The 24796-nt window shown below is 40.9% G+C and carries 28 protein-coding genes, 1 tRNA gene, 1 pseudogene and 2 riboswitches; of the genes and pseudogenes, 9 read left to right on the forward strand and 21 right to left on the reverse strand.

Annotated elements, in window-relative coordinates; genetic code table 11:
* Positions 1-154: 154 nt before the first annotated feature.
* The 8 genes from QSJ37_RS06975 to QSJ37_RS07010 form a co-directional block, all read right to left on the reverse strand.
* A complete protein-coding gene (locus QSJ37_RS06975) occupies positions 155-586 on the reverse strand; it encodes a threonine/serine exporter family protein (protein ID WP_062677661.1) in 432 nt (143 codons plus the stop codon).
* Between the two features lie 18 nt (positions 587-604).
* Positions 605-1357, reverse strand: a complete 753-nt coding sequence (locus QSJ37_RS06980) for a threonine/serine exporter family protein (protein WP_285754481.1) — start codon at positions 1355-1357, stop codon at positions 605-607.
* Positions 1358-1431: 74 nt separating this feature from the next.
* Positions 1432-1791, reverse strand: a complete 360-nt coding sequence (gene crcB / locus QSJ37_RS06985; protein ID WP_285754482.1) for a fluoride efflux transporter CrcB — start codon at positions 1789-1791, stop codon at positions 1432-1434.
* A gap of 12 nt (positions 1792-1803) precedes the next feature.
* A complete protein-coding gene (gene crcB / locus QSJ37_RS06990) occupies positions 1804-2208 on the reverse strand; it encodes a fluoride efflux transporter CrcB (RefSeq protein ID WP_285754483.1) in 405 nt (134 codons plus the stop codon).
* Positions 2209-2259: 51 nt separating this feature from the next.
* Positions 2260-2319: riboswitch (Fluoride riboswitch) on the reverse strand.
* A gap of 447 nt (positions 2320-2766) precedes the next feature.
* Complete coding sequence (locus QSJ37_RS06995) at positions 2767-3750, reverse strand: ornithine cyclodeaminase family protein (RefSeq protein WP_285754779.1); 984 nt, start codon at positions 3748-3750, stop codon at positions 2767-2769.
* Between the two features lie 34 nt (positions 3751-3784).
* Entirely contained in the window at positions 3785-5089 is a 1305-nt protein-coding gene (locus QSJ37_RS07000) for an MFS transporter (RefSeq protein WP_285754484.1), read from the reverse strand.
* 104 nt (positions 5090-5193) lie between these two features.
* On the reverse strand, positions 5194-5538 hold the full coding sequence (locus tag QSJ37_RS07005; protein ID WP_012749497.1) for a DUF6176 family protein: 345 nt from the start codon (positions 5536-5538) through the stop codon (positions 5194-5196).
* Between the two features lie 265 nt (positions 5539-5803).
* On the reverse strand, positions 5804-6745 hold the full coding sequence (locus tag QSJ37_RS07010) for a diacylglycerol/lipid kinase family protein (protein WP_285754485.1): 942 nt from the start codon (positions 6743-6745) through the stop codon (positions 5804-5806).
* Between the two features lie 350 nt (positions 6746-7095).
* Here QSJ37_RS07010 and QSJ37_RS07015 point away from each other — a divergent pair, with 350 nt between their 5' ends.
* A complete protein-coding gene (locus tag QSJ37_RS07015; RefSeq protein ID WP_285754486.1) occupies positions 7096-8355 on the forward strand; it encodes a Glu/Leu/Phe/Val family dehydrogenase in 1260 nt (419 codons plus the stop codon).
* Positions 8356-8468: 113 nt separating this feature from the next.
* Here QSJ37_RS07015 and murB read toward each other — a convergent pair whose 3' ends face one another.
* Both murB and QSJ37_RS07025 read right to left on the reverse strand, forming a co-directional pair.
* The gene (murB, locus tag QSJ37_RS07020; RefSeq protein WP_285754487.1) at positions 8469-9401 is read right to left on the reverse strand and encodes a UDP-N-acetylmuramate dehydrogenase; all 933 of its coding nucleotides are present in this window, start codon (positions 9399-9401) and stop codon (positions 8469-8471) included.
* 21 nt (positions 9402-9422) lie between these two features.
* Positions 9423-9875, reverse strand: coding sequence for an OsmC family protein (locus tag QSJ37_RS07025; RefSeq protein WP_285754488.1), 453 nt, complete (start codon positions 9873-9875; stop codon positions 9423-9425).
* A gap of 346 nt (positions 9876-10221) precedes the next feature.
* Between QSJ37_RS07025 and QSJ37_RS07030 the strand changes: the two genes are divergently transcribed.
* Entirely contained in the window at positions 10222-11682 is a 1461-nt protein-coding gene (locus QSJ37_RS07030; RefSeq protein WP_285754489.1) for an aldehyde dehydrogenase family protein, read from the forward strand.
* Positions 11683-11991: 309 nt separating this feature from the next.
* On the opposite strand, the gene QSJ37_RS07035 is transcribed toward QSJ37_RS07030, so the two are convergent.
* From QSJ37_RS07035 to QSJ37_RS07050, 4 genes are all read right to left on the reverse strand, one after another.
* Positions 11992-12441, reverse strand: a complete 450-nt coding sequence (locus tag QSJ37_RS07035; RefSeq protein ID WP_285754490.1) for a hypothetical protein — start codon at positions 12439-12441, stop codon at positions 11992-11994.
* A gap of 1261 nt (positions 12442-13702) precedes the next feature.
* A complete protein-coding gene (locus QSJ37_RS07040; RefSeq protein WP_285754491.1) occupies positions 13703-15181 on the reverse strand; it encodes an aldehyde dehydrogenase family protein in 1479 nt (492 codons plus the stop codon).
* A gap of 208 nt (positions 15182-15389) precedes the next feature.
* Positions 15390-15758 carry a CAP domain-containing protein gene (locus QSJ37_RS07045; RefSeq protein ID WP_285754492.1) on the reverse strand — a complete coding sequence of 123 codons (369 nt, stop codon included), beginning with the start codon at positions 15756-15758 and terminating at the stop codon, positions 15390-15392.
* Positions 15759-15883: 125 nt separating this feature from the next.
* Positions 15884-16261, reverse strand: coding sequence for a hypothetical protein (locus tag QSJ37_RS07050; RefSeq protein ID WP_285754493.1), 378 nt, complete (start codon positions 16259-16261; stop codon positions 15884-15886).
* A gap of 258 nt (positions 16262-16519) precedes the next feature.
* Between QSJ37_RS07050 and QSJ37_RS07055 the strand changes: the two genes are divergently transcribed.
* The 3 genes and pseudogenes from QSJ37_RS07055 to QSJ37_RS07065 all read left to right on the forward strand — a co-directional run.
* The gene (locus QSJ37_RS07055; RefSeq protein ID WP_285754494.1) at positions 16520-16861 is read left to right on the forward strand and encodes a hypothetical protein; all 342 of its coding nucleotides are present in this window, start codon (positions 16520-16522) and stop codon (positions 16859-16861) included.
* A gap of 268 nt (positions 16862-17129) precedes the next feature.
* Positions 17130-17297, forward strand: a complete 168-nt coding sequence (locus QSJ37_RS07060; RefSeq protein WP_285754800.1) for a hypothetical protein — start codon at positions 17130-17132, stop codon at positions 17295-17297.
* Between the two features lie 292 nt (positions 17298-17589).
* A pseudogene (locus tag QSJ37_RS07065) lies at positions 17590-17811 on the forward strand (tyrosine-type recombinase/integrase); the annotation flags it as partial.
* A 95-nt stretch (positions 17812-17906) separates the two neighbouring features.
* Here the strand turns inward: QSJ37_RS07065 and QSJ37_RS07070 are convergent.
* From QSJ37_RS07070 to QSJ37_RS07080, 3 genes are all read right to left on the reverse strand, one after another.
* Positions 17907-17979 (reverse strand) — tRNA-Val (locus tag QSJ37_RS07070).
* 296 nt (positions 17980-18275) lie between these two features.
* On the reverse strand, positions 18276-19460 hold the full coding sequence (metC, locus tag QSJ37_RS07075; protein WP_062679091.1) for a cystathionine beta-lyase: 1185 nt from the start codon (positions 19458-19460) through the stop codon (positions 18276-18278).
* A gap of 4 nt (positions 19461-19464) precedes the next feature.
* Positions 19465-20568 carry a methionine biosynthesis PLP-dependent protein gene (locus QSJ37_RS07080; RefSeq protein ID WP_012749486.1) on the reverse strand — a complete coding sequence of 368 codons (1104 nt, stop codon included), beginning with the start codon at positions 20566-20568 and terminating at the stop codon, positions 19465-19467.
* A 76-nt stretch (positions 20569-20644) separates the two neighbouring features.
* A riboswitch (SAM riboswitch) is annotated at positions 20645-20757 on the reverse strand.
* Between the two features lie 230 nt (positions 20758-20987).
* Between QSJ37_RS07080 and QSJ37_RS07085 the strand changes: the two genes are divergently transcribed.
* The 3 genes from QSJ37_RS07085 to QSJ37_RS07095 all read left to right on the forward strand — a co-directional run bounded on the left by QSJ37_RS07085 (position 20988) and on the right by QSJ37_RS07095 (position 22735).
* A complete protein-coding gene (locus tag QSJ37_RS07085; RefSeq protein WP_285754496.1) occupies positions 20988-21716 on the forward strand; it encodes an alpha/beta hydrolase in 729 nt (242 codons plus the stop codon).
* 64 nt (positions 21717-21780) lie between these two features.
* Positions 21781-22302, forward strand: coding sequence for a YjcG family protein (locus QSJ37_RS07090; protein ID WP_285754497.1), 522 nt, complete (start codon positions 21781-21783; stop codon positions 22300-22302).
* Between the two features lies 1 nt (position 22303).
* Complete coding sequence (locus QSJ37_RS07095; protein ID WP_062753716.1) at positions 22304-22735, forward strand: GNAT family N-acetyltransferase; 432 nt, start codon at positions 22304-22306, stop codon at positions 22733-22735.
* Between the two features lie 435 nt (positions 22736-23170).
* Here the strand turns inward: QSJ37_RS07095 and spoVIF are convergent, their stop codons facing one another.
* From spoVIF to QSJ37_RS07110, 3 genes are all read right to left on the reverse strand, one after another.
* Positions 23171-23428 carry a sporulation-specific transcription regulator SpoVIF gene (spoVIF, locus tag QSJ37_RS07100; protein ID WP_012749482.1) on the reverse strand — a complete coding sequence of 86 codons (258 nt, stop codon included), beginning with the start codon at positions 23426-23428 and terminating at the stop codon, positions 23171-23173.
* 119 nt (positions 23429-23547) lie between these two features.
* Positions 23548-23697, reverse strand: a complete 150-nt coding sequence (locus QSJ37_RS07105) for a YjcZ family sporulation protein (RefSeq protein WP_012749481.1) — start codon at positions 23695-23697, stop codon at positions 23548-23550.
* Positions 23698-23773: 76 nt separating this feature from the next.
* Positions 23774-24013, reverse strand: coding sequence for a hypothetical protein (locus QSJ37_RS07110; protein WP_012749480.1), 240 nt, complete (start codon positions 24011-24013; stop codon positions 23774-23776).
* Between the two features lie 132 nt (positions 24014-24145).
* On the opposite strand from QSJ37_RS07110, the gene QSJ37_RS07115 reads away from it, so the two are divergent.
* Positions 24146-24466, forward strand: a complete 321-nt coding sequence (locus tag QSJ37_RS07115; RefSeq protein WP_062753718.1) for a thioredoxin family protein — start codon at positions 24146-24148, stop codon at positions 24464-24466.
* A 152-nt stretch (positions 24467-24618) separates the two neighbouring features.
* Here the strand turns inward: QSJ37_RS07115 and QSJ37_RS07120 are convergent, their stop codons facing one another.
* Entirely contained in the window at positions 24619-24780 is a 162-nt protein-coding gene (locus QSJ37_RS07120) for a hypothetical protein (RefSeq protein WP_012749478.1), read from the reverse strand.
* Between the last annotated feature and the right edge of the window lie 16 nt (positions 24781-24796).

Here is a 24796-nt window from a genome sequence, read left to right on the forward strand (position 1 = left end):
AATGGCGAAACATCAAATGTGCTTCGAAAATAGTTGTTACACATATTATAATATTCAAAAAAAATGTTGCAACCTGTGCAAGTTAATTAACGAACAAAAACTGTTTATGTTCATAACAGCAGCACAAAAAAATCCTACCTCTCTTTGTAGAGAGTTAGGATTTCCACTTCCGTTTGACAAGCTGATTAATCACTTCAGAAAAAATCAATCCCATGGCAATCGCTCCAGAAATCATAAACGCTTTCGCCGCGAGCGATATCGCTGTATTGTAGTCGTTGAAAACGACATGGCGCATCGCTTCGAACGCCAGCCCCCCTGGAACAAGCGGAATAATTCCGGAAACACTAAAAATCGTAACTGGCGTCTTATATATTCTTGCAAATATGGTGCTGATCATCGCAACAAAGAAAGCCGCAATAAACGTAGCGGCAACATCATTTAATTGATGTTCGGCAAATAAAAAATAAATCATCCATCCAACCATTCCGACAAATCCGCTATTGATTAGCAATTTCTTTGGAATGTTAAAAATAATCCCAAACGCTGCTGAAGCAATAAAACTTGTCAATAATTGCTGTACGATCATCCGCAATTCCCCTTACGATTAGCCAATCGACAAAATAAGCGCAATACCGGTGCCGATCGCGAACGCTGTTAAAAATGCTTCCGCACCTTTAGACAACCCTGCGAGAAAATGTCCCGCCATTAAATCACGCACCGCGTTCGTAATCACTAGTCCCGGCACTAACGGCATGACAGATCCAATAATGATTTTATCTAAATTCGCCCCCAACCCAATCGCAACAAGGATCATGGCCAATCCACCGCTGATAAACGAGGCAAAAAATTCAGCGAAAAATCGTATTTTTACAAGGCGGTGAATCATCTCAAAACAATAAAATCCCGCTCCTCCGGCAAGAAGCGAAGGAAAAAAGTTGTTCCATCCTCCAAACATGACAGCAAAACACCCGCTGGCGATCGCCGCCGCTGCTACTTGCTGCGAAAGAGAGTAAGCAAACTTTTGTTTTTCCACTTTTTTTAACTGTTTATATGCCTCATCCAGTGATAACTCTCCATTGCTGATGCGACGGGAAATATTGTTCACAAGCGCGACTTTTTGCAAATCTGTCGAACGTTCCACAATCCGAATAAACTGCGTGGAATTCATTCGATCAATCGAAAAAATAATTCCTGTCGGCGTGACATAACTGTGCGAACGGGGAATGCCAAAGGAAGCAGCAATACGCATCATTGTATCTTCCACACGATATGTTTCCCCGCCGCTTTCGAGCATAATTTTTCCCGCAAGCAGACAAAGGTCTACAATATCGTTTGTACGGTCATGGTAAGTCGGCATTCTCTACCTCTCCATTCATGCTTCATTTGTGATATTACAAAAAAATATAACGCTAGACAATAGGACATACCGTTTTACACACTTGCTGCTTTCATGCCAAGAAAAGCAAGAAGCAGACCGAGTATATAGCTTAATGCGAGATACAAAACAAACATTTTCCATTGCTTATGAATATAAAAAGTCATACTTTCTAGCTTGAATGTGGAAAAAGTCGTAAATGCCCCCATAAATCCTGTTCCGAAAAGAAGCTTCCACGAATCATTCCATCCTTTTCCTATAATATATCCAAGCAAAAAAGATCCGATCAAATTGACTAATAATGTAGCAAGCGGAAAAGAAGAAGGATACTTCTGTTTGATCCAATTGCTGATGCCAAAGCGCGCAATCGCGCCGAAAAAACCTCCGATTGCCACCAGTGCGCTGTTCCATAACATAAGATCTCCTCCTTATTCCGCCGTCTCTTTTTGTGCACGCAAGCGGCCATGTCCAAGTCGAAATCCGATCCATGCCATAAGCAGCCCGCCGCACATGCTGAGGTAAACGTAGAACAACGCCAACCCTAAATGAGACGTGTGAAGCAACTGAACCGTCTCGACGCTGAACGTCGAAAAAGTCGTAAACGATCCTACTAATCCCGTTCCTAGTCCTGTCACAACATAAGGAGGAAGATTGCGCAGCCGAGGCAAATAAGCAGTCAGCCATCCTAACGCAAAACAGCCGATTATATTGGCCAGCCATGTTGCCAAAGGAAACAACCCGTTCCATAAGGCGCCCACAAACAATCCTAAATAATAGCGAAGCAGCGCGCCGACAATGCCGGCAAGACCAACGATGACATAAATCACGAACATACCCCTTTTCCTTAAATTTATCCAAAAAACAAACTCCTACCAATAATTGATTTACTGGTAGGAGTCATCAGCCCAAACGATAGTTTAGCGAACTCCATCGCCTATTACTCTGTCCGTTATTATAACAAAAAGATATCTCATTGCCAATTTGCGCAGCTTCTTCCTTGGCTGTCTATGTTTTTACCAGCCATCTGTTTTTTTCCTTCTTATTCTTCTGCACTATCACGCATGGAAACATTTATTGTGACAACCCCAAACTTTCGTCATCATCCTTCTTCGTTCATCACCGAACTTATGACTAGTTGCTCTCCTTACTTTTCCATCTTTCTATGTCCCTGGAACGATTCTTTTTCCCTTTCTCCTTTTTAGGCAAAAAAGACGGATTTCAATAATGATTAGAGGATACGATGCTCAAATAAGAGCATATATCCTCTTTTTTCATGCATACATTATGATGGTGTTGTTTACGAAAAGGTTTATAAACTATAGGCACATAACATGACTAATATGTGCTTTAAGTTTTTATATTTAGGGCTTGATAAAGACCTCTTCTGCCTTTTATAACGAAATGGTCATCCCTTTTCCGTTCTCCACCGCTTTTTTATACACTCCCATGGCGACGGCAAGATCGAATGAAGCGACACCGACACATTTGAATAGAGTGATCTCTTTTTCATGTTGCCGGCCGCTTTTTTCGCCTGTTACCAATTCACCAACTTCAGCGTCGATTTGTTCAAACGACCATCTTCCAGTGTTTTCCGCCTGAATAAGTTCGCCTGCTTCGTGCTTGACTCCCTCCTTTGTATCCACGACAATGCGGTCCGCTCGAATAATCGTTTCTACGTCCAATTCCTGCATATGTGGAAGATAGGAGCCAATGGCATTAATATGCGTCCCCGGCTGCAATGCCGTTACCGAAAAAACTGGAGTTGTCGAACGTGTGCTGCAAATAACGATATGCGCTTGACGCACCGCCTCATCTGCATTATCCATCACATGGATCGTCCCTTGCCACTCGGGATGCGCTTCCTGAATATATGCCGCAAATTGCTCCGCTTTTTCTTTCGTTCGGTTATAAAGAAACATTTCTGTAATCGGTCTTACAGCGAGCATCGCCGCTACTTGTTCCCGCGCCATCGCTCCCGTTCCAATGACCGCGAGCCGGGAAGCTTCGCGTCTGGCTAGATATTTCGTGGCAATGGCACTGACTGCTCCTGTACGAAGTCGTGTTAAATACGTAGCGTTCATCATTGCCAAATGCTCACCCGTTTCCGTGTCTGTCACCACAATCACCCCTTGCGTCGTCGGTCTCTGGCGCTCCGGATTATGCGGGAAAATGCTTACAACTTTCACCGCTGCCATCTTTGTTGCAGCGCTCGGCATATAAAGCACCGAGGCGTCGTGCTCTGAAAAATTCAACACGGTACGCTCTGGAATCTGAATATTCCCGTTTCGTTCCTCGCTCAAAATAGCCTCAACATCAAGAATTGCATCTTCCATCGTATATAGTGATTGAATTTCTTTTTCCGATAAAATAATCATCATGATTTGCCCCCTTGATAAAAAACGGAACCGCTTATGCGATTCCGCTTTCGTTTGTTACATCTTGATCTAAAACCTCATTTTTACGATCGCGCACAACCCAAACAGCGATTAAAGAAATAATCGAGGTAATGATGATATAAAGAGCGACTGGAACATAAGAATTGTCATATTCCGCTAACAGCGCTGTCGCAATAAGCGGAGCCGTTCCGCCCGCAACCGCGGCGCCGATTTGATATCCAAGTGTAATCCCTGTATAGCGCACGTTTGATTTAAATATTTCGGAAAACATCGTCCCTAACACAGCAGTAATCGGCGCCCAAATAATTCCAAGTCCAATTACCGTCGCGATAATCATCAGTGTTACTGAGCCTTGCTGCAGTAACCAAAAGTACGGAAACGCATACAATATCATTAAAATCGTTCCACCGATATAAAGCGGTTTGCGTCCAATTTTATCGGACCAGCTGCCCATGACCGGAATTAAAATCGTCGTGATCACAGTCGCAATCGTTACCGCATTTAATGCAGCGGTTTTCGAAAATCCTAGATACGTTGTCGCATAAGAAACGATAAACGTTCCAAAAATATAGAATGGAGCTGTTTCAACAACTTTTCCTCCCACCGCGATTAACACTTCTTTCCACTGTGTCTTCAACGTCTCCAATAACGGAACTTTCGCAATTTCTCCTTTTTCTTGAACTTTCTTAAATGACGGTGTCTCATCAATCCCTTTGCGAATCCATAATCCAAAAAAGACAAGCAGCGTGCTTAGCAAAAACGGAATCCGCCAGCCCCATGACATAAAGGCATCATCAGGCATCATCGTCATTAATGACATGACAAACGTTCCAAGCAACAGTCCAATCGTCACACCCATTTGTGGAATGCTGCCGAAAAATCCGCGTCTTTCTTTCGGAGCATACTCAACCGCGAGCAACAACGCGCCGCCCCATTCACCGCCAAGGCCGATTCCTTGCACAAGGCGAAGTAAAATTAATAAAATCGGCGCCCATACACCTATTGTTTCGTACGTCGGAAGAAGCCCCATCCCCGCGGTTGCGAGTCCCATTAAGCTTAATGTGAAAATCAATGTCTTCTTCCGTCCAATCTTATCGCCAATATGGCTGAACACAACGCCGCCTAACGGGCGAATAAAGAAGGAAAGAGCGAATGATGCATAGGATAAAAGCAGCCCTACGGTCGGATCTTCGCTCGGGAAAAACAACTGATTAAATACAAGCGCAGCGACCGTTCCATACAAGAAATAATCAAACCATTCGATCGAACTCCCGACAAGACTCGCTACTAGCACACGACGTGATACTCCCTTATCCACCGTTATTCCCCCATTCTTTGTTGTCCCTTGACAATAATATTTTATTTTAAATATTAAGAAAATAAAATAAAAAATTAGATTCATGATTAACTTCTCAAACTTGCTTACTCCATCGCCTTACGAATATGCTCTGGAATCATCACTACTTCTGTCGTGATCACAGGTTCGTTGTATTCCTCATCAATACACTCATACCAGAACGCCAAATGTTTTTTATCAATTTCGTGTTCGGACTCTTCTACGGAAATCCCGCCTTCTCCCTGAACAGAGAACCAGTAAAGAAACTCTCCTTCCTCATTTCGCTCGCGGAAGATCGCTTCGACATGCATTTTTTCATCTTTGAGCGTCAACAGCACCTCGTTCATATGTGTGTTTAATAATTCCATCCATTCATCCACCCGCTTCGATTTTCCTTCCTTTACGCGAAATTTGCTTAATTCTACTTTCATCTCATGCTTCCACCTTTCTATTCATTGATGAGCTTCAAAATATAGAAAGAAAGCAGTATATCTTGTATGCCATGCCGAAAACGGTGGAGATAAGCGTCGCATAATAGTCATCAATGTGACCGTGCGCCACATGCCAGACAACTAACAGAAAAATGATATAGCATACTACATCGAGCAGCATCCCTTGCTTAGACGTTCGTTTTTCACCTTATCTTTCTACTCTATTTCGCTTCCTATCTATATCATTCCTTCTATAATTTTACACTTAACTAGTTTGCCTTTGCGCGATCACAGACAGCGCATTCTCTTGCACACAAACAGTAACGCTCCCAGAGCCGATATTTTCCCCATCGGCATGCAAAGGAAGAAGAGAGCTAGTATGTATGTGAATGTGTTTCCCGGCAAACACTTTCACTTCCTTCATTTTTATATGCCCTCCCCAAAAAACCGTCACAAATAACAGCAATATTTTTAACCGCGATATTTGATCAACGACAATGATATGGAACAGGCCATCATCTGATTTTGCGGACGGCGCTATTTTCATTCCTCCACCATAATAGGGATGGTTCGATATCGTGACAAGCCAAGTCCGCTCAAATAAATGCTTCTCCCCATCAATCTGCAAAACTACTTTGCCCGGCTGGTAGAAAATTAATTCTTTCATTAAATAGAACACATAGACAAATTTGCCAAGAGAAAGGCGATTGAACAACGACTTTAGTTTGGAGCGATTTACTTTTCGCGAAATTTGCGCATCAAAACCGCAGCCTAAATTGTTCACAAACACCCCTTCTTGTACATGCGGACCTGCAAATCGGCCAATATCACAGGCAGAAAAACAATGGCTTTTCAGTAATAAGAGAATGTGCTCCAACGCTTTTCGAGGATGATTCGGAATGCGGATGCCGCGCGAAAAGTCATTTCCCGTGCCTGCTGGTATATAGCCAACAATACCGTGCTTAAATGGAAAGACACCGTTTGCGATTTCATGGACCGTGCCGTCGCCGCCGATGGCAATAATGGCGGCAGTTTCGCTCGTACTCTCAATGATTTGCCTGGCGATTCGTTTCCCATCACCTTGCTTCTCTGTAAAAAATACTTCATATGAAATATGTTTTTTGCGAAGAACTTTCTCTAATCTTTTCCATACCTTTTTGCACCGCCCATTTTTCGCCGCTGGGTTGACAATAAAATAAAGTTTCATCCTTTCTCCTCCATAAAAACTCCGTTATCAATTTTTCTCAAGGATGCTGTATGTTTATGTGCATATACATTAAATTAACGCTATTGTACATTATTTCTTTAATTTTTATGAAGTAATATCCAACAAATTTACTGCATGCGTGTCATCTTTATCTATCACTTCGAGCTTTGAAATCTAGTTTTGCAATATTCCCATAATAATGTAAAATGATACAATAAACACATAGTTATTTGATAATTTAAAATTTTAATTGAATAAATATAAAAATATATGGTAGTATGGTAATAATCTACAAACCAATAAGCTACCGTCTATGATCATGCTGCATCATTCATCATCAGAAGGAGGAAATGCCTATGATTGTAACAAAAGAAAACTTAAATCCGTATGAAATCGTCAAAAAACAAATTGAAACAGCTGCAGCGAAACTAGGTTTAGAACCGCACATCATTGAAATTTTAAAAAGACCGATGCGAGTTCTCTCCGTATCATTCCCTGTCAAAATGGACGATGGTTCCATCCGAGTATTCGAAGGATATCGCGCTCAGCATAACGATGCTTTAGGCCCTACTAAAGGGGGAATCCGCTTTCATCCTGATGTTACGCTCGATGAAGTGAAGGCATTATCGATGTGGATGTCGTTTAAATGCGCTGTCGTCGGACTTCCTTACGGCGGTGGAAAAGGTGGAGTCGTCTGTGACCCGCAAACATTAAGCCGTGAGGAATTAGAACGAGTCAGCCGCGGATTTATCGAAGCCATTTCGCAAATCATCGGCCCGGATAAAGATATTCCTGCTCCTGACGTTTATACAAATCCACAAATCATGGGTTGGATGATGGATACATATAGCCGCATCAATCAATCTTTCTCCCCAGGCGTCATTACGGGAAAACCGCTCATCATCGGGGGATCGAAAGGAAGAAATGAAGCAACCGCGCGCGGTTGTGTCATTACGATTCAAGAAGCGATGAAAAAGCTTGGACGTCCGTTAAAAGATGCAACCGTCGCGATTCAAGGATTCGGAAACGCGGGAAGAACCGCCGCCAAACTGCTTGCAGAACTAGGATGCAAAATCGTCGCTGTCAGCGATTCCAAAGGCGCTATTTATGACCCGAACGGATTGGATATAGCGAAAGTAGAATATTTGAAAGATCATCACGCTTTGCTCGACTACGGTGCGGAATATCAAATCGATCCTTCCGTTTTATTGGAACTGAAAGTAGACATTTTAATTCCTGCCGCTTTGGAAAACGCGATCACATCGAAAAACGCTGACCAAGTTCAGGCGAAAATCATCGCAGAAGCGGCAAATGGCCCAATCTCTCCGGATGCAGACCGCATCCTCACAGAGAAAGGAATTATCGTCATCCCTGATATTCTTGCGAACGCAGGCGGCGTAACCGTATCTTACTTTGAATGGGTGCAAAATTTAATGAACTATTACTGGAGCGAAGAAGAGGTGAACAAAAAATTAACGGACATCATGGTGCAAAGCTTCCACGCCGTTTATGAAGCAGCGGAAGAGTATGAAACCGATCTGCGCACAGCCGCTTACATCATTTCGTTAAAACGAATCACAGAGGCGATGAAAGCGCGCGGCTGGGTATAAAAGCTAGAAGCAGCTTTGAAACGAAGCCCCACTTGGGGGCTTTTTTTCTGTCTCTATTATTCTCTTTTCAACAAAAAATCCGAACTCGTTTGTGAGTTCGGACCGAATTTCTGTTATTGTTGTTGCTGTTTTATATCCTCTCCGATAATTTTCACCTCTAATTCAAGATCAACGCCGAATTTCTCTTTTACCGTCCTCCGCACCATTTCAATGGTTGCAATATAGTCGGAAGCGGTGGCGTTGTTTTTATTAATAATGAAACCAGCATGTTTCGTCGATACTTCCGCCCCGCCGACTCCTTTTCCTTGCAGGCCGCTGTCTTGAATAAGTTTGCCCGCAAAATAGCCAGGAGGTCGTTTAAATACACTGCCGACAGACGGATACTCAAGCGGCTGTTTTGATTCACGCTGGAACGTTAAATCGTCCATTTTTTCTTTAATTTTTTGCGGATCGCCTTTTTTAAGCTGAAATACTGCCTCTAACACGATATCATGTGTCTTGCTAATAATGCTCGTGCGATAACCGAGCCGCAAATCATCTTTTTTCAAAATCTTACATTCTCCTGTTTGTGTGATAACCTTCACATGATCAATCACGTCTTTGACTTCTCCGCCGTAGGCGCCCGCATTCATCATAATCGCGCCGCCGATAGATCCCGGAATGCCGCATGCAAACTCGAGCCCCGTTAAGCTATGTTCTAGCGCAAACCGGGAAACGGCTTTAATATCGGCGCCGCCTTGCGCGATGATTTTTTCCCCTTCCACTTTGATTTCTGTAAGATGTTTTAATTGCATCACAATGCCGCGAATGCCGCCGTCACGCACGATGACGTTCGACCCGTTGCCAAGCAGTGTAAAAGGAAGCTGATATTTTTCTTTTAACCGAACCACTTCCATTACTTGCTCATATGTTGTTGGCCAGACAAGGAAATCCGCCTTGCCGCCAATTTTGACTAATGTATGATATTTCAGCGGTTCATCCCGCAAGACATTTTCTTTCCCGCAAATTTGCACTAATTCTTGATAAATCATTTCATTTGTATACATTGCCTTTCCCTCTTTACTTTTTTATTTTGGTGAAATACGTATATCCGATTCTAATTTCATCTCGACATTTCCTTTTATCGCTCTTGATATCATGCAGCTTTTTTCTGCTTTTTCCGCAAGGAGCGCTGCTTTTTGGACCTCTTTGTCCGTCGCTCCAGCAGCCAATGTGATCGCAGGACGGTGAATGATCGTTTTGCACGTAATTACTCCTCTCTCTACTTCCACAATTCCTTCTGATTCCATTGTAAGTTCATTAACCGGAATGGAAGAACGTTCTAACATCGCCGCAAGCGTAATTAAATAACAGGTTGCTGCTGCGCCTAACAACATTTCGTCTGGATTTGTTCCAATTCCTGGTCCATCCATTTCCGGCGGAATGGATACTTTCGTCTTCAACTGGCCAGCGTCAATAAAGCCGCTGCCATTTCTTCCGCCAGACCAATTCGCTTTTAAGAAAAAATGATGTTGTTCCATTGTAATCCTCCGCACCGTGAAAAATCATCCAACGTCATACGCTATCCATCGTCTATGTTTTCACGACGGAACGCCATTTTTATTTTACAATAAACGCTCCATTTTGGTAACGTGCAAAATCTAATAATTCTTCCCGCTCCTTAACAGCCAGTGAGAATCTATTTTTCGCATGGTAGAATAACGAAAATAACCACTTTTCTATATCCATATGCGTAAAATAGATTTATTCCAACGTGCAAATGAAAAAAATTGTTAAATCTAAAAAGTAAGCAGGAAATTTGAAATAATGTGCAAGCAATAGTAAGATAATTGTCGAAACCGTTTACAACAAGGGGAGGGCATCAACTTGAAACAGTATCTGGAACTAAATAAAAGTTTTATTAATGGTAAGTGGGTTGAAGGATTAAGTTCGAACTCTTATAATATTTTAAATCCGTATGATGATTCTGTCATTACAACAGTTAAATTAGCTACAAAAGAACAAACACAGGAAGCTTTTGAAGCGGCGCAGCAAGCGCAGGAAAAATGGGCGAAATCTTCGGTAGAGGAAAGAAAAGCAGTCATCCGGAAAGCATTAGAGTATTTTAAAGAGAATAAAGAAGCAATTTTAGAGACCATGGTAGTAGAAACGGGCAGCACGTATGTAAAAGCGGAAATGGAATATCAAATTACGTTAGATGAATTAGTAGAAGCGGAAAAAATGACAGAAGAGATTTATACGTATAGAGAAGTTCCTTCTCCTATTGAAGGAAAAACGAATCGAATTTATCGATTGCCGCTCGGAGTTATTTCATCGATTTCTCCATTTAATTTCCCGTTATTTTTATCGATGAGAACCATTGCCCCTGCGATCGCATTAGGTAATGCGGTCGTTCATAAACCAGATTTGAAAACCGGCTTAACCGGAGGTTCGATTATTGCGGCAGCGTTTGAATATGCTGGATTGCCTAAAGGTGTACTCAATGTGATTTTAACGAATTCGAGAGAAATTGGAGATGAAATGTTAACAAACCCTCATTCTAAGATGGTTAGCTTTACTGGATCGACAGAGGCAGGAAAGCATGTCGGAGCTGTTGCCGGCGGAGCTTTAAAACGTGTAGCATTAGAATTAGGCGGAAACAGTCCGTTTGTCGTGCTGAGCGATGCTGATGTAGATCGCGCAGTGGATGCAGCGATATTCGGAAAGTATTTACACCAAGGCCAAATTTGTATGATCGTGAATAGATTCATTGTTCATAAAGATTTGTATGATGAATTTGTACAGAAGTTTGTGGAGCGGGCTAAAAACTTGCCGTACGGAGATCCACGCAATCGTAAAAACGTGATTGGGCCGATCATCGACCAACGTCAGTTAGAAAAAGCATTAAAGGTAATTGAAGAAGCAAAAGCAGAAGGAATTCCGTTGGCATTAGAAGGAAAACGCGTAGGAAATATATTAACGCCAACTGTATTTGTAGATGTGGATAATGATAGTAAGTTAGCTCAAACGGAAGTGTTCGCACCGATTGCGATTATGATTAAAGCGGAAACAGATGAACAAGCGATTGAATTGGCGAATAAAACCGAATATGGTCTAAGTTCGGCTATATTTACATCTGATCTTGAAAAAGGAACAGAACTAGCTTTAGAGATTGATAGCGGAATGACTCATGTAAATGACCAAACGGTTAACCTTCAATCGAATACACCATTTGGAGGAACAAAAGCGAGCGGATTAGGCCGTTTTGGAAATCCATGGATTGTAGAAGAGTTTACAGTGACAAAATGGGTTTCCGTTCAACATCAATATCGAAAATTTCCGTTTTAAGGAATAACTATATTAGTAGAGGATATATGCCCTTTATTGAGCATATATCCTCTTTTTTCATAGAACGCGTCGCAAAACGCATAACGGATGCATAAAAAATAAATCGCACCCCATCTTGCTTAATCCCTTGCGCAGAAACGTCTTGTCTCAACTTGAGAAGATGGGGTGGGGCGTTGTTTGGGATATTTTCACCGCCCGCCATCCGAAAATAAAAGAGCTTATCGCTCGGTTAGGTGACAAGTGGAAAAGATGCGAAACAGCTAGGAATTTATCATATTTTATATGCCGAAAGTGACATTGGAAATGGCATTATTCGATAATTCTTATTTTGAATTTGTTGCCATCATCGAAACCAATAAAATAACTCCCCTCAATTGCTCCCATCTCGTTTTTCTTAAAACAATCTTTTATATCTTCTACTATTTTCTCTAAAAGTTCTTCTTTATGCTTTACTCCATATACCTCTAAACTGTAACCACTCATTTCAATTCCTTTTGGTTTCGCGCTAACAAACGTATTATTCAATACTTTGAATTCCCCATCTTTATAACCTATCATACCGTTATCCGACTTTATGCAAGCTAAGTTGTATTTGAAGAGTATATCGGCTAACTCTTTCATAAATACTGAACTCATCTGCATCCAATCCCACCCCAATCGCATAAATAATTTCATCCCGCCACCGCATGGCTCGGCGTCTATTATTAATTTGTCAGCTAGTCCATCCCATTTAATCGTCTTGGCCTTGTCCAATACCATAATGGAATCAGCCTCTGATATGTTTCCAGCAATTGTGCATATACCCGTCCGATCGCTGTTGCAATTCCTCTAACTGTGCCAACTGTGTCGCCAATGGTGCAGCGACGGATTACGTCAGCTTTCCTAGAAGAGAAGCGCGGCCGCCACCAACGTTTTCATCGACTTTCTCCCGACAAAACATGATACTCTTTCAACATATCGTCATAGCAATCCAATTCTGCTTCGATATGTTTGAACGTAGCTTTTTAAGCTTTGTTGCTGCCGACATTTTCATCCCCCTTCGATATTTTTCTTTAAAATATAATAAGCATGTTCTCCTTTATATTCTTCCGCATGATCACTAGTACAAAGCAAAATGAGACTATCGACTATGTTTTGTCCATCTTCTAAAAGCCTAGATGGAAATGTAGTTTCTTTGTTGCTCCGCATCTCTCACACTTATTTTTGCATTTCTTACGAACAGCTTTTTGGTACCGGTATCCCTCTTTTCTCTTGTGGATTTTTCAGTATGTATTATCGGAAGTCCATCTTTTAAATTTCCGAATGATTAGCATGCTCTTGCAGAAACAACACCGCAACAAAGCTAGGAATGGCGTCGCAGAACGCACATATTACCTGCATTGTTGTCCCTTGGTATAAAATTGGGGAAACAAAGAAACCAAAAAAAGACATCCTCATCATGAGAATGTCTCCCTTTTGTGTCGACTAGGTCGAACGATGTTGTTGCTGAGCTATTTAAATTAACTGATGACAACACCCGCACTTGCAAAAACTATAAGAGCAGCTAAAGTTCCAGATTGAGTTAAAGAAAAAAACATTAATAGTTTGTCACCTGTAGATACCGGTAATGCCGCATCAGCACTGCCAAATGCAGTATCGCCAGCACTAGCTCCAGAGCCGAATGTTGGTGCTAAATCTACAAAAACACCTGATATTTAAATATTATGATTAGGATAATCAGTTTGATTAGATGGGTTATAGGTTAAATGTTGTTAAAGCCGATAATAAAATGGCTCTTACGCTAATTTGGGGGGTGACTTTCTATTAACTACGCTGATATAACAGAAAAGAGTGCATCACGATGGCTCACTTTTTTGGTCTTCTCCCAGTCCAACTATCAAGCTGTTGGATATATCTAATGTCGGTAATGGCAGGTGGAAATTATGATTGACAAAAGAAAACCCTTTGGCATCATGTAAAATGATTCGCACATGATACCAAAGGGTACAATTTGTTCAGAATATGGCTTGGTGAAAAATTATTATGAAAATGGATATTGACGAGGTTGTTTTTGAACAGACACCCACTTAACGGTTGTAAATTCCTCAATAGCCCATTCACCACAGTAACGTCCTAAACCTGAATATTTTTCTCCACCAAACGGAACATTTGGTTCTACATTGATCGATTGATCGTTTACATGAATCATACCTGTTTTAATTTTTCTTGCTACATTAATGCCTCGTTCTAATGAACCAGAAAATACAGCCCCGCTTAATCCAAATGGAGTTCCATTTGCTACTTCAATAGCCTCTTCTTCACTATCAACAGGAATGATGACCGCAATAGGGGCGAACACTTCATTTTGGGCAGCTGCCATATCATTTGTCACATCCCCTAGAATATATGGATAAATTAAGTTTCCTTCCACTTTTCCTTCGTGAATTAATGTTGCACCTTCTTTAAGTGTTTGTTCTACTAACTGAATAGCTCGATCCACTTGTTTTTTATTAATTAATGGACCAATAACTGTGTCATCTTCGGACGGATCTCCAACTTTTATGGCCTTAGTGGCCTCTTTGAATTTTTCAACAAACGGTTGATAAAGTTTTCGATCGATGATAATCCGATTGATCGCAATACATATTTGACCCGAATGCATATATTTACCAAATGTTGCTGCAGATACAGCTTGATCCACATCGGCATCGTCAAGTACGATAAAAGCGTTGTTTCCACCCAATTCAAGTGCAGGTTTTTTAAGATGTTTAACAGCTAATGCCCCAATATGTTGCCCTGCTTTTGTTGATCCTGTGAAAGAAATAACTTCAGGAATTGGATGTTCAACAAAGTAATCACCGATTTCTTCAAGGTCAGCCACTGTTACATTTAACACACCTTGTGGAAGCCCAGCTTCTTCAAAAATTTTTGCAATAATGAGTCCACCAGAAATCGGTGTTTGGGAATCTGGTTTCAGTACAACACCATTTCCTGTTGCAATAGCTGGAGCGACGACGCGAATTGTTAAATAGAATGGCCAGTTCCAAGGCGTGATAGCCCCTACAACTCCAATTGGGTCACGATAAACGCGGTTTTCTTTTCCAGGAATGAGAGATTCACGAATAGAACCTTCCATTTGTAGTGGATATTTTGCTGCTTCTTTTACATCCGCAATGGCACAATCAACCTCAATATTTGCTTTTAATTTTGTACTCCCAGATTCTTTCACGAGAATTTCAACAATCTCTTCTCTTTTTTTCTCGATGAGTTGCGCAACTTTTTCTAAAACACGAATACGTTCATACGCAGAAGTTTGTCCCCAACTCTTCTGAGCTTTTTGCGCTGTTTCATACGCTTCATTGATATCTTCTTTGCTTGCATAGTTAAAAGTGACAAGCACTTCGTTATTGTATGGATTTGTCACAACACATTCTCTATTGCTAGATCCAGATTTCCATACACCACCAATAGGCATCATTTTCCACATAGAAAATTTTTCAACTGTTTTTACTTCAGACATGCGCCATTCCTCCTATGAAATAATTTGTAAACGTTTTCTTATTAATTTAATATAGATTCGAGATATTTATTTTAAATATCTTATTATTTTATCTTTAAATTCTTATTGTTCATTAGCAGAATTAAAGGGAATGGGGAATATATGCAAAATAAAAACACGGAGCCAAAGCCCCGTGTGAAAAACATAAAGAATAGCAGATTGCGAATAATTATCTTGCTACAAACATTTGCACCCAATAATATACATGTTTTCCATTCACACTACCTACACTAGCGGCTCCGACACCTATCTCTGTATAAACTGGGTCTAAAATATTAGCACGATGACCCGGACTATTCATCCAGTCAGTCATTACTTCTTCTGGAGTCATTTGACCACCTGCAATATTTTCACCTGCATACTTAAATTTAATGTTAAATTTACTTAACATATTATCTACATCTCCATATACAGGTGATACATGATCATAGTAATCGTTCTTTTGCATGTCTTCTGCTTTTAATTGAGCAACTCTCGTTACATCTAACGCTAACTTTAATGGAGGACGTTTTTCTTTTGCACGTTCTTTATTAACCAAAGATACTACTTCTTTCACAAAAGGATTTAGATTAGCAATTTGTTTTTCTTGGTAATCTATCTAATGCCCGTTTTACAAACACCGCCATCTGCGCTCTTGTTACTTTTCCAGTCGGGTCAAATTTGTTAGATGTTTTGCCTGTTGTAGTGAAAACGCATAGAATCTTCGTTAAAAGAATGTAGCGATTCTTCTTGAAATCTCATACTTTCCCTTAAATTTTCCTCGCTAAATCTTAAACTATCCTCCTGAAATTTCCTATTCATATCATCCATCAGTTCGTCGTATTTATCCTTTTTCCGAAATACACGATATCGCTTGCCATTATATCCCTCTATAAAACTTTTTTGATTGGTGGGATAAGTGCCGTCAATTTTTTGAATTAAGGGCTTAAAACCGTTTATTAGAAACGAAGTAATTCTCCAAACTGCAAACAGAACAACAAAAACTACGATGCTTGGATATAAGATGTGCCAAATTAATGATAACCAATCCGAAAATGACATATGTATCTGTCCCTTCCATCATTTTTTCAAGACTTTCAACGGCAACGTTTGAATCACTTCTTTCGTCACTTTATGTACTAAACGAAGTTCAGCATTCTCCAAGTCTTTCAATTCATCTTTGTCTATTGTGAAATAGGCTGTGTCATATCCATAAATCATAAATGAAATGACAATGTAATTTTTCAGAAAACAGGGTGTAAAAAAGTTGCGTTAAAATGAGGAAGGGACAAACTATATAGACGGCGGGAAGGTGTTTTCATGGATGAAATGACGAAACAATCGTACATACAGAAATCCCTTGAAGAATGGAAGGAAGAAATATCTGAAGTATTGAGCCAGATTAATGAAGAATATGAGAAAGTCAAACAAGAGTTAAGAGTTTACGCGTATAAATACAACATTACAAAGCAAGTGATTCAGTCGACAGTGAACGAAGAAATCATTAAAACGATTCGCCAGCGTTACCATCTACCATTTGAAGAGAAATATGAAAAACTGAAAGAATCTATTCGTGATTTAGAAGAGAAAAGACGTGTTTTCCAAATGTTTATAGATAAAATTGACGAAGTCACCCGGAAGGAAACGGCAAATCCTGTGTGACATAATAATATATATGAAGCTTTTGAACGCCTCATAAATTTTTATCTCGGCGGACTTTCGATCCCGGAATCGTAACCACAATGGGAATTCCTATATTCATAAAGTTGATGTACAAACCGGATGCGGTACATTTACAAGAAAGGGTCAACAATAATACAGTTGGCTCTTTTTTATTATTTTATCCTGGGTTTCAAGAGTACGTAAGCAAGGAAAATCCAAAAACTTTCTCGAGAATGTTGGCTCTGTCCTACAGGGGCCGCAGCCAGCCTTGGCTGGAATTGGTCCAACACCCCGCGTATGGATGAGCGGAGTCGAAAAAGAAGTAAAAGAAACGGCGTTGAACATAACAGAAAAACTGGGGATGAGGTGGTTGTTAAGGGCGCTAAAAATGCTTATGCTATTGCTAAAAGTGGAGGAAAGCATTCTTATTTTATAAACAATTAAATAAGTCTCCAGATGAAATTAGAAAAGCAATAAATTCAATTAAATAAACAGATTGCTGAGCATCAAAATAAAATTAAAAATCCTGAGAAGTATATTCCTAACTTTAAAATTTAGATCCTAGACAGCAACACACATTGATTAATAAAAAATGGCCTTCTGATATAAAAAGGCAAATGGAACAAAAACAAATTCTTGAAGGGATTTTAAAATGTAAGTTTTTTTATCGTATTCTGTTTGCTGGTCTTGTCAGGGAATGAGGGTGTTATCCCTTTTTATTCTCTGACAAGGACAATCTACCTAAAATCCGATTCCATGATTTAAGACATACACACGCAAGTTTGATGCTACAACAAGGAGAAAACATCAAGCTCATATCAGAACGATTAGATCATAGTAGTGTAAAAATCACGCTGGACACTTATTCACATGTTTTGCCTAACATGCAAAAAAAGCATCTAAACGTCTTGCAAGCCAACTGTTTAATAGCTAGAATGTTGTATCTGTGACCAAAATTGTGACCACAAGAGAGCTGAGTTCGTTTATATAAAAACAAAAAACCGTAAACCCTTGTATATCAAGGATTTACGGCTTCTTTACCCGATGATTCCGACTGGGCTCGAACCAGCGACCTCCACCCTGTCAAGGTGGCGCTCTCCCAGCTGAGCTACGGAATCATATTCTGTTGAACACATCTATTATTATATGGATATGCCTGATCTTTGTCAAATACTTTTTTAAAAAATTTTCATCTAGCGATTTTGGGTGTTAATCTCTATACAGCATTGTCGCGTACAGGCAATAGGGCAAGAACGATCGTAAATCCCCGCTTTCAATACATCATTATGTTATTTAGCGCTCTATATTTATTCCTTTGATCACATGATTATATTATCAGCAGAGACATTTCATTTGACAGAATAAACGAAAAGGTATGCGCGAGGCAGCTTCTTTTGGCGCATACCTTTTTATTTTATCGTGCTGAAACAGTGGATGATGATGTTTCTTTGACATATGACAGTGCTTGCTCGAAATCGGCAATTAGATCGTCAGCGGCTTCAAGGCCGACACTAAGACGCAGCAAGCCGTCCGTGATGCCGCGCCGCTCCCGTTCTTCTTTCGGCATCGCCGCATGTGACATTTTGGCAGGATACGATAAAATCGATTCGACTGCTCCTAAGCTGACGGCAAATACGGGGATGCGAACATGCTTTACAAACGTTCGGACCGCTTCTTCATCGGCAAGGCGGAACGATAATACCGCGCCAAAGCCTGATGCTTGGTAGCGCTGAATCGCATGGCCCGGATGATACGTAAGCCCTGGATAATACACTTCTTCCACTTTTGGATGGTTTGCTAAATAACGGGCGATGGCAAGCGCGGATTGCGACGATTGTTCGAGGCGGACGTGCAGCGTCTTTAATCCGCGCAACACAAGCCATGCGTCTTGGACGCCGAGCACCGCTCCGAAAGAGTTTTGCAATTTGTACAGCTGTTTGGCAAGTTCCTCGTCTTTTACAACAGCAAGCCCGGCAACAACGTCGCTATGCCCCGATAAAAATTTCGTCGCGCTATGAAGGACGACATCGACACCAAGATCGAGCGGACGCTGCAGAGCGGGAGTCATAAACGTATTATCTAAAAACGTTAAACAGCCATTTGCCTTCGCAAGCTTCACAATCCCGCGAATATCGGTCACTTTTAAAAGCGGATTCGATGGGGTTTCAACGTAAATGACTTTTGTATTCGGGCGAATATGGGAAGCTACTTCATGCAAATCCGTCATATCAACGAACGTATATTCAATGCCAAAGCGGCTCAATACCTCGGTAATCATTCGGTACGTACCGCCGTAAACGTCTTCCGTCACAAGCACATGATCGCCTTTGGACAAGAGGAGAAAAGCGGTGGAAATCGCCGCCATTCCGGATGAGAAGGCGAAACCGCGCACCCCTCCTTCTAACGCCGCAATCGTCTCTTCCAACGCTTCGCGCGTCGGATTGCCTGAGCGGCTATAATCATATTTGCCGAATGTGTCAAAATCAAATTGATGGAACGTGGAAGCGTGCTGAATCGGCACACTGACCGCTCCCGTTTGAGGATCCATTTTCCATTTATTATGGAGCAGTTTCGTTTGAAAAGATACGTGTTGTTCCATCTCCCTACACCTCTTTCATACTTTTTAACGCTTGCGATAAGTCAGAAATTAAATCTTCGACATGCTCGATGCCGACAGAGAAACGAAGCAGCCGGTTACAGACACCGTTGGCGATGCGGATTTCTTCTGGAATATCGGCATGTGTTTGCGTTGCTGGATATGTAATAAAGCTTTCGACTCCACCTAAACTTTCGGCGAATGTAATTAATCGTAAACTTTGCAAAAAGCGGTTGACCCATTTTTCTTCGCGCAAGCGGAACGACAACATGCCGCCTCTTCCCGGGTATAATACATCAGTAATATCTTCATGCGCCGCTAAAAATTCACTGATTCGTTTCGCGTTTTCTTCGTGCTGTCGCATCCGAAGCGCCAGCGTCTTCATGCCGCGAATAAGCAGCCACGAATCAAACGGTGAAAGCACAGCGCCAATTGCGTTCTGATATTCCGCGAGCCGCTTGCAAAGTTCCTCCCCCTTCGCAACGACGAGACCTGCCAACACATCGTTATGGCCTCCTAAATATTTTGTTGCACTATGGATGACGATATCGGCTCCTTGCTCGATCGGACGCTGAAAAACTGGTGTGTAAAACGTGTTGTCGACAATGAGAAGCAGTCCATGTTTTTTCGCAAATTTTGCCACTTCAGCAATGTCCGTTTCCTGCATTAACGGGTTCGTCGGTGTTTCTAAAAAAATCGCTTTTGTTTTTTCGGTGATGTAGTTCTCTACTAATCGTATGTCGCGAAAATCTACATAATGAAAAGACAAGCCGTATTTTCGCCAGCCGCGTTCAAATAAACGATATGTACCTCCATATAAATCGGAGGAAACGAGAAATTCATCCCCGCTTTCAAATAACGCAAGAACCGTCTGAATGGCCGCCATGCCCGAGCTGAACGCGTAGCCTTGGTCTCCTCCTTCTAGCTTTGCGATCGCTTCCTCGACGATTTTCCGCGTCGGATTGCCGGTACGAATGTAGTCAAATCCGGTAGACTTCCCGATTCCTTCATGACGGTACGCGGTCGAAAAATAGACGGGCGGATTGACCGTTCCTGTGACCGTGTCACTGCGGTTTCCGATTTGCGCCAATAACGTTTCCATTTTCTCCATCTGTATCTCTCCCTCTTCTATAAAATAAAAAAAGTCTTCTAAGAAGAAGACTTTTCCATACGTCGATCAGTGCTTCTTCTTATCTGCCGAATTGAAAAAATTCAATTCGCTGGATTTAGCACCTGGCCAAAAATTGGCTGGTTGCTGAAGCTTCATAGGGCCAGTTCCCTCCACTTCTCTTGATAAGAATGCATCCTTCACTATTCATTTTTTCTGATTACTAAAAATGTACCTCATTTATTGTGAGTTTGCAAGGAATTTTTAAAATTTTTCAAATTGATATGTTGTTTTTATACGTTGGAAAAACTCCCGGCGCTTTTTTATGTAAATATTCATCATAATCCGCTGTGTTTGTTAACATGTTTTTACAAAAATATGTTACAATAACAGGTGAATCTGTTTTTATTGGAGGATCCATCATGGCATTACAAAAAGGGACAATGCGTGATTACACTATTTATAGTGATGAGCTGGATGAGGAAATAACGCTGCTTGCCTATTTGCCAAGTTCGTTTTCCCCGCTTCATAAGTATTCTCTTCTTATCGCTCAGGATGGGAAAGATTATTTTATGTACGGGAAAATAAAAAGCGTTATTGAACAACTGATGGAAAACGGCGAGATTGACCGCACCATTGTCATCGGAATTCCATATCGCGATGTTAAGGACCGCTATGAGAAATATCATCCAAACGGAAAGAAAAACAGCCGTTATTTGCGTTTTTTAGCACATGAGCTCGTTCCGTTTTTAGATCAAACGTTTCCTACGTACCAAATCGGAAAAGGACGCGCGCTCATCGGCGATTCCCTTGGCGGCACTGTATCACTAATGGCAGGATTATTGTATCCGCATACATTTGGAAAAATTGCGATGCAGTCGCCATATATCGATGAAGGAATCATCGAGGAAATTTTACAATTTTCGGAACCGCCATTATTGCAAATTTACCATTCGGTGGGCACAAACGAAACAGCAGTGAAAACGACGGACGGAAACGTGCGCGATTTTATCACTCCAAATCGGAAGGCGCGTGAAGCGTTTATTCAAAAAGGATTTTTGTACGAATACAACGAATTTGATGGCGGTCATGCATGGACATATTGGCAGCCTGACGTTCCGCGTGCAATCGCGCATATCCTTTCTTTGTAAACACTACTATGTTTTTCGGAATTTTGTTATAATTAAGTACTACTTATCATAAGGAGGGGTTTTTATGAAATATGGTATTGCTTTATTTCCTTCGAAACGAATACAAGATTTTGCCAATTCCTATAGAAAGCGCTACGACAGCCATTACGCCCTCATTCCGCCGCATTTAACCTTAAAAGAGCCTTTTGAAGCTGACGACCAGCAAATTAAAGAAATTGTGAAGGAACTGCGCAAAATCGCCGCTGAAACAGATGTCATTCCGTTAAAAGTGACAAAGTTTAGCTCATTTTATCCGGCAAGCAATGTTATTTATTTAAAAGTGGAGCCGAACGAAACGCTCGAGCGTCTCCATGAACGGCTTCACAGCGGAATCCTTGCTGATAAGTCAGAATACGTATTTGTCCCTCATATTACCATCGGCCGTGATTTGCCAAACGCTGAATATGCTGATGTATACGGACAATTACGGATGCAAAACGTTCATTTTGAAGAAACGGTTGACCGCTTCCACCTTCTATATCAACTGGAAAACGGCTCATGGACAGTATATGAAACATTTCTTGTTGGAGGAAAGGAACAAGAGTAATATGAACGTAGCAATCGGAACAAAAAATGATACATCTTTATACAAAGATGCCTTGCTTGTTCGACGAATCGTATTTATCGAAGAGCAGCATGTTCCGGAAGAAGAAGAAATTGATGAATTTGAGCAAGAAGCGATGCATTTTGTTTTGTACGATGGGGAAAAACCGATTGGTGCCGGCAGATTTCGCACGATCGATAACGGTCTAGGCAAGATCGAACGAATTTGCGTTTTGCCGCAATATCGCGGCAGTGGGGCAGGAAAGCTGATTATGGAAGCGATTGAGCAGTTTGCAAAAAAACAAGGTGTCCCAAAAGTAAAACTGAACGCGCAAACACATGCGGAGCCATTTTATCAAAAACTTGGATATCAAACTGTTTCCGATGTGTTTATGGATGCTGGAATCCCTCATGTAACGATGGTAAAATCGCTTTAAGACCGTATCAAACGATGGTACGGTCCCTGCTCCTGCAATCCATAAAGAATAGTTGCGTACACTGTTGTTACATAAGCGGTTATGCTGTACGTATAGCAGCCAAGAGAAAATACAATTTCATTTCCCTTTCATACATAAGCCGTTCGTGACTTAGTCAATCATTTTCACGCCATATCATATTTTGCTGCACTAGTTTCTTTATATCTTCTGTATATTGTCCATGCCCTACAACAGCACGCTTCATTCGGAATGAAAGCAATCATTGTAACGTCTATTCCTTTGCGCATTTTTATTTCCTTTGTTTACTATTTTTTATAATTATAGATTTTCAAGGCTGTCTTTTTGTAATTGATTCGCCTTAGTTGCCAATATTCATTTTTTCTTAGGGAATATAAAGAACAAAAGGGAGCTTCGATTCCGAAGACTCCCTTTTGCTTACTTTTTGTTATTCAACATGTTAGCAATCGTGCTAAAATCAAGTTGTTTTCCGTTTTGAATGATCGTTTTGACGATTTGGTCTTCTAGCTCTTTTGGCACTTTCCGATTGGCGATTTGCGCGACGCGTTTGATGACGTGACGCACTGTTTTTTCGTCTTTAAAATTGGCATTTTGCAAAGAATTGGCTAATTCGAATACGTCTTTCATATTTACGCCTGTTTTCTTTTCGATATTTTTAAAAAACTGATTATCCATTTACCAAATCCTCCTTTTCCTCTTATATCGTATGAATTGAAAACCAATAAGTGCATACATCAGAAAGAAAAAGTACGAGCTGCCCGTCGAATAGAACAGCCCGCACCCATTACATGACATTAGTATACAAACGCAGCACCGACAATAATTAACAAAATGAACAACACAACAATCAACACAAAGCTACTGCCATGGCCGAAACCGCCATAGCCAAAGCCTCCATAGCCGAAGCCTCCGTATCCGCCGAAACCGCAGCATCCAAAGCCCATAATAGTGCACCTCCTTACGCTTTGTTACTTCATCGTATTCATCACGCTTGCAACTGGTATAGGCATATATGGAAATCTATTCCCCAAATATCCGAAACAGCTTCGAAAACTGGTTTTCCTTTTTCGAAAACCACTTGTTCATATAATCCAAGTTTCCTTGGACTCCTTTTAAAAATTGGTTATTTAACTTCTCGATTTCCTGTATTTTTTTATCGAAGTCTCTTCCCCATTGTTCAAACAGCTTAATAAACTGCTCATGTCCCTCCTTTTTAGAATTCGCCCACGTTTCCAGCGCTTTTTCCAACTCGCGGCTCATCCTATCCCCTCCTTCCTTACCATTTGTTTATGCAATTTAGGGGACAATGTGCCAAGGCATATAAATTCTTTTTTTCCACAAAAATGTGATAAAGTATAAGCGGACACTACTTCATTCAAGGGGGAAATTCTATTGAAAGAGCTCCAAACGACAGAACAATTCCAAGAGGTCATTTCGGGGGAAAAACCGGTAATTGTAAAGTTTTATACAACATGGTGCCCAGATTGCACAAGAATGAACATGTTTATCGATGATATCGTTAACGAATATTCGCAATACGATTGGTTCGAAATTAATCGCGACGATTTTCCAGAGCTTGCTGAAAAGTACCAAGTGATGGGCATTCCAAGTTTGCTCGTCTTCCGAAATGGGGAAAAAATTGCTCATCTCCATAGCGCCAATGCGAAAACACCAGAAGAAGTAAAAGAATTCTTGCAGTCATTAACCGTATAAATTTTTGCAAACAAAAAAGCCGCTTGTCGGGTGAATATTCCCTAGCGGCTTTTTCTAACTTTCTTTGCATTTTGCGCTTTTGTTCAAAGAACAGAAACGCTTTTTAATTGCCGATGGCCGTCTTAGAAAAATTTTGCTTTCCAATACGTCTGTTAATACTCAATATCTTCATAATCTTTCGGCTGATGGGTGACATTGTTTTCGTTGTACATAAATTCAATCGATATTTCTTCATCGGTGGTGCTTGCACGGCTGTTTTTCTTTAATTCCAGTTTAATTTCTTCGTCTGTCGTCCGAATACGTTTTTTTTCCATTTAGTATATGCCTCCT

The sequence above is a fragment of the Parageobacillus sp. G301 genome, assembly GCF_030268025.1.
In the GTDB taxonomy this organism is placed as follows: Bacteria; Bacillota; Bacilli; order Bacillales; family Anoxybacillaceae; genus Parageobacillus_B; species Parageobacillus_B toebii.

Bases quoted from the DNA above. Each gene is read 5' to 3' on its own strand.
- QSJ37_RS07055 (WP_285754494.1), top strand. From the start codon at position 16,520: ATGGATGAAATGACGAAACAATCGTACATACAGAAATCCCTTGAAGAA.
- QSJ37_RS07110 (WP_012749480.1), bottom strand. From the start codon at position 24,013: ATGAGCCGCGAGTTGGAAAAAGCGCTGGAAACGTGGGCGAATTCTAAA.
- spoVIF (WP_012749482.1), bottom strand. From the start codon at position 23,428: ATGGATAATCAGTTTTTTAAAAATATCGAAAAGAAAACAGGCGTAAAT.
- QSJ37_RS07095 (WP_062753716.1), top strand. From the start codon at position 22,304: ATGAACGTAGCAATCGGAACAAAAAATGATACATCTTTATACAAAGAT.
- QSJ37_RS07025 (WP_285754488.1), bottom strand. From the start codon at position 9,875: ATGGAACAACATCATTTTTTCTTAAAAGCGAATTGGTCTGGCGGAAGA.
- QSJ37_RS07080 (WP_012749486.1), bottom strand. From the start codon at position 20,568: ATGGAGAAAATGGAAACGTTATTGGCGCAAATCGGAAACCGCAGTGAC.
- murB (WP_285754487.1), bottom strand. From the start codon at position 9,401: ATGTATACAAATGAAATGATTTATCAAGAATTAGTGCAAATTTGCGGG.
- QSJ37_RS07120 (WP_012749478.1), bottom strand. From the start codon at position 24,780: ATGGAAAAAAAACGTATTCGGACGACAGACGAAGAAATTAAACTGGAA.
- QSJ37_RS07085 (WP_285754496.1), top strand. From the start codon at position 20,988: ATGGCATTACAAAAAGGGACAATGCGTGATTACACTATTTATAGTGAT.
- QSJ37_RS07105 (WP_012749481.1), bottom strand. From the start codon at position 23,697: ATGGGCTTTGGATGCTGCGGTTTCGGCGGATACGGAGGCTTCGGCTAT.
- QSJ37_RS07035 (WP_285754490.1), bottom strand. From the start codon at position 12,441: ATGGTATTGGACAAGGCCAAGACGATTAAATGGGATGGACTAGCTGAC.
- QSJ37_RS07015 (WP_285754486.1), top strand. From the start codon at position 7,096: ATGCCTATGATTGTAACAAAAGAAAACTTAAATCCGTATGAAATCGTC.
- QSJ37_RS06975 (WP_062677661.1), bottom strand. From the start codon at position 586: ATGATCGTACAGCAATTATTGACAAGTTTTATTGCTTCAGCAGCGTTT.
- QSJ37_RS06995 (WP_285754779.1), bottom strand. From the start codon at position 3,750: ATGATTATTTTATCGGAAAAAGAAATTCAATCACTATATACGATGGAA.
- QSJ37_RS06980 (WP_285754481.1), bottom strand. From the start codon at position 1,357: ATGCCGACTTACCATGACCGTACAAACGATATTGTAGACCTTTGTCTG.
- QSJ37_RS07050 (WP_285754493.1), bottom strand. From the start codon at position 16,261: ATGTCATTTTCGGATTGGTTATCATTAATTTGGCACATCTTATATCCA.
- QSJ37_RS07040 (WP_285754491.1), bottom strand. From the start codon at position 15,181: ATGTCTGAAGTAAAAACAGTTGAAAAATTTTCTATGTGGAAAATGATG.
- metC (WP_062679091.1), bottom strand. From the start codon at position 19,460: ATGGAACAACACGTATCTTTTCAAACGAAACTGCTCCATAATAAATGG.
- crcB (WP_285754482.1), bottom strand. From the start codon at position 1,791: ATGTTATGGAACAGCGCACTGGTGGCAATCGGAGGTTTTTTCGGCGCG.
- QSJ37_RS07010 (WP_285754485.1), bottom strand. From the start codon at position 6,745: ATGAAACTTTATTTTATTGTCAACCCAGCGGCGAAAAATGGGCGGTGC.
- QSJ37_RS07005 (WP_012749497.1), bottom strand. From the start codon at position 5,538: ATGAAAGTAGAATTAAGCAAATTTCGCGTAAAGGAAGGAAAATCGAAG.
- QSJ37_RS07090 (WP_285754497.1), top strand. From the start codon at position 21,781: ATGAAATATGGTATTGCTTTATTTCCTTCGAAACGAATACAAGATTTT.
- crcB (WP_285754483.1), bottom strand. From the start codon at position 2,208: ATGTTCGTGATTTATGTCATCGTTGGTCTTGCCGGCATTGTCGGCGCG.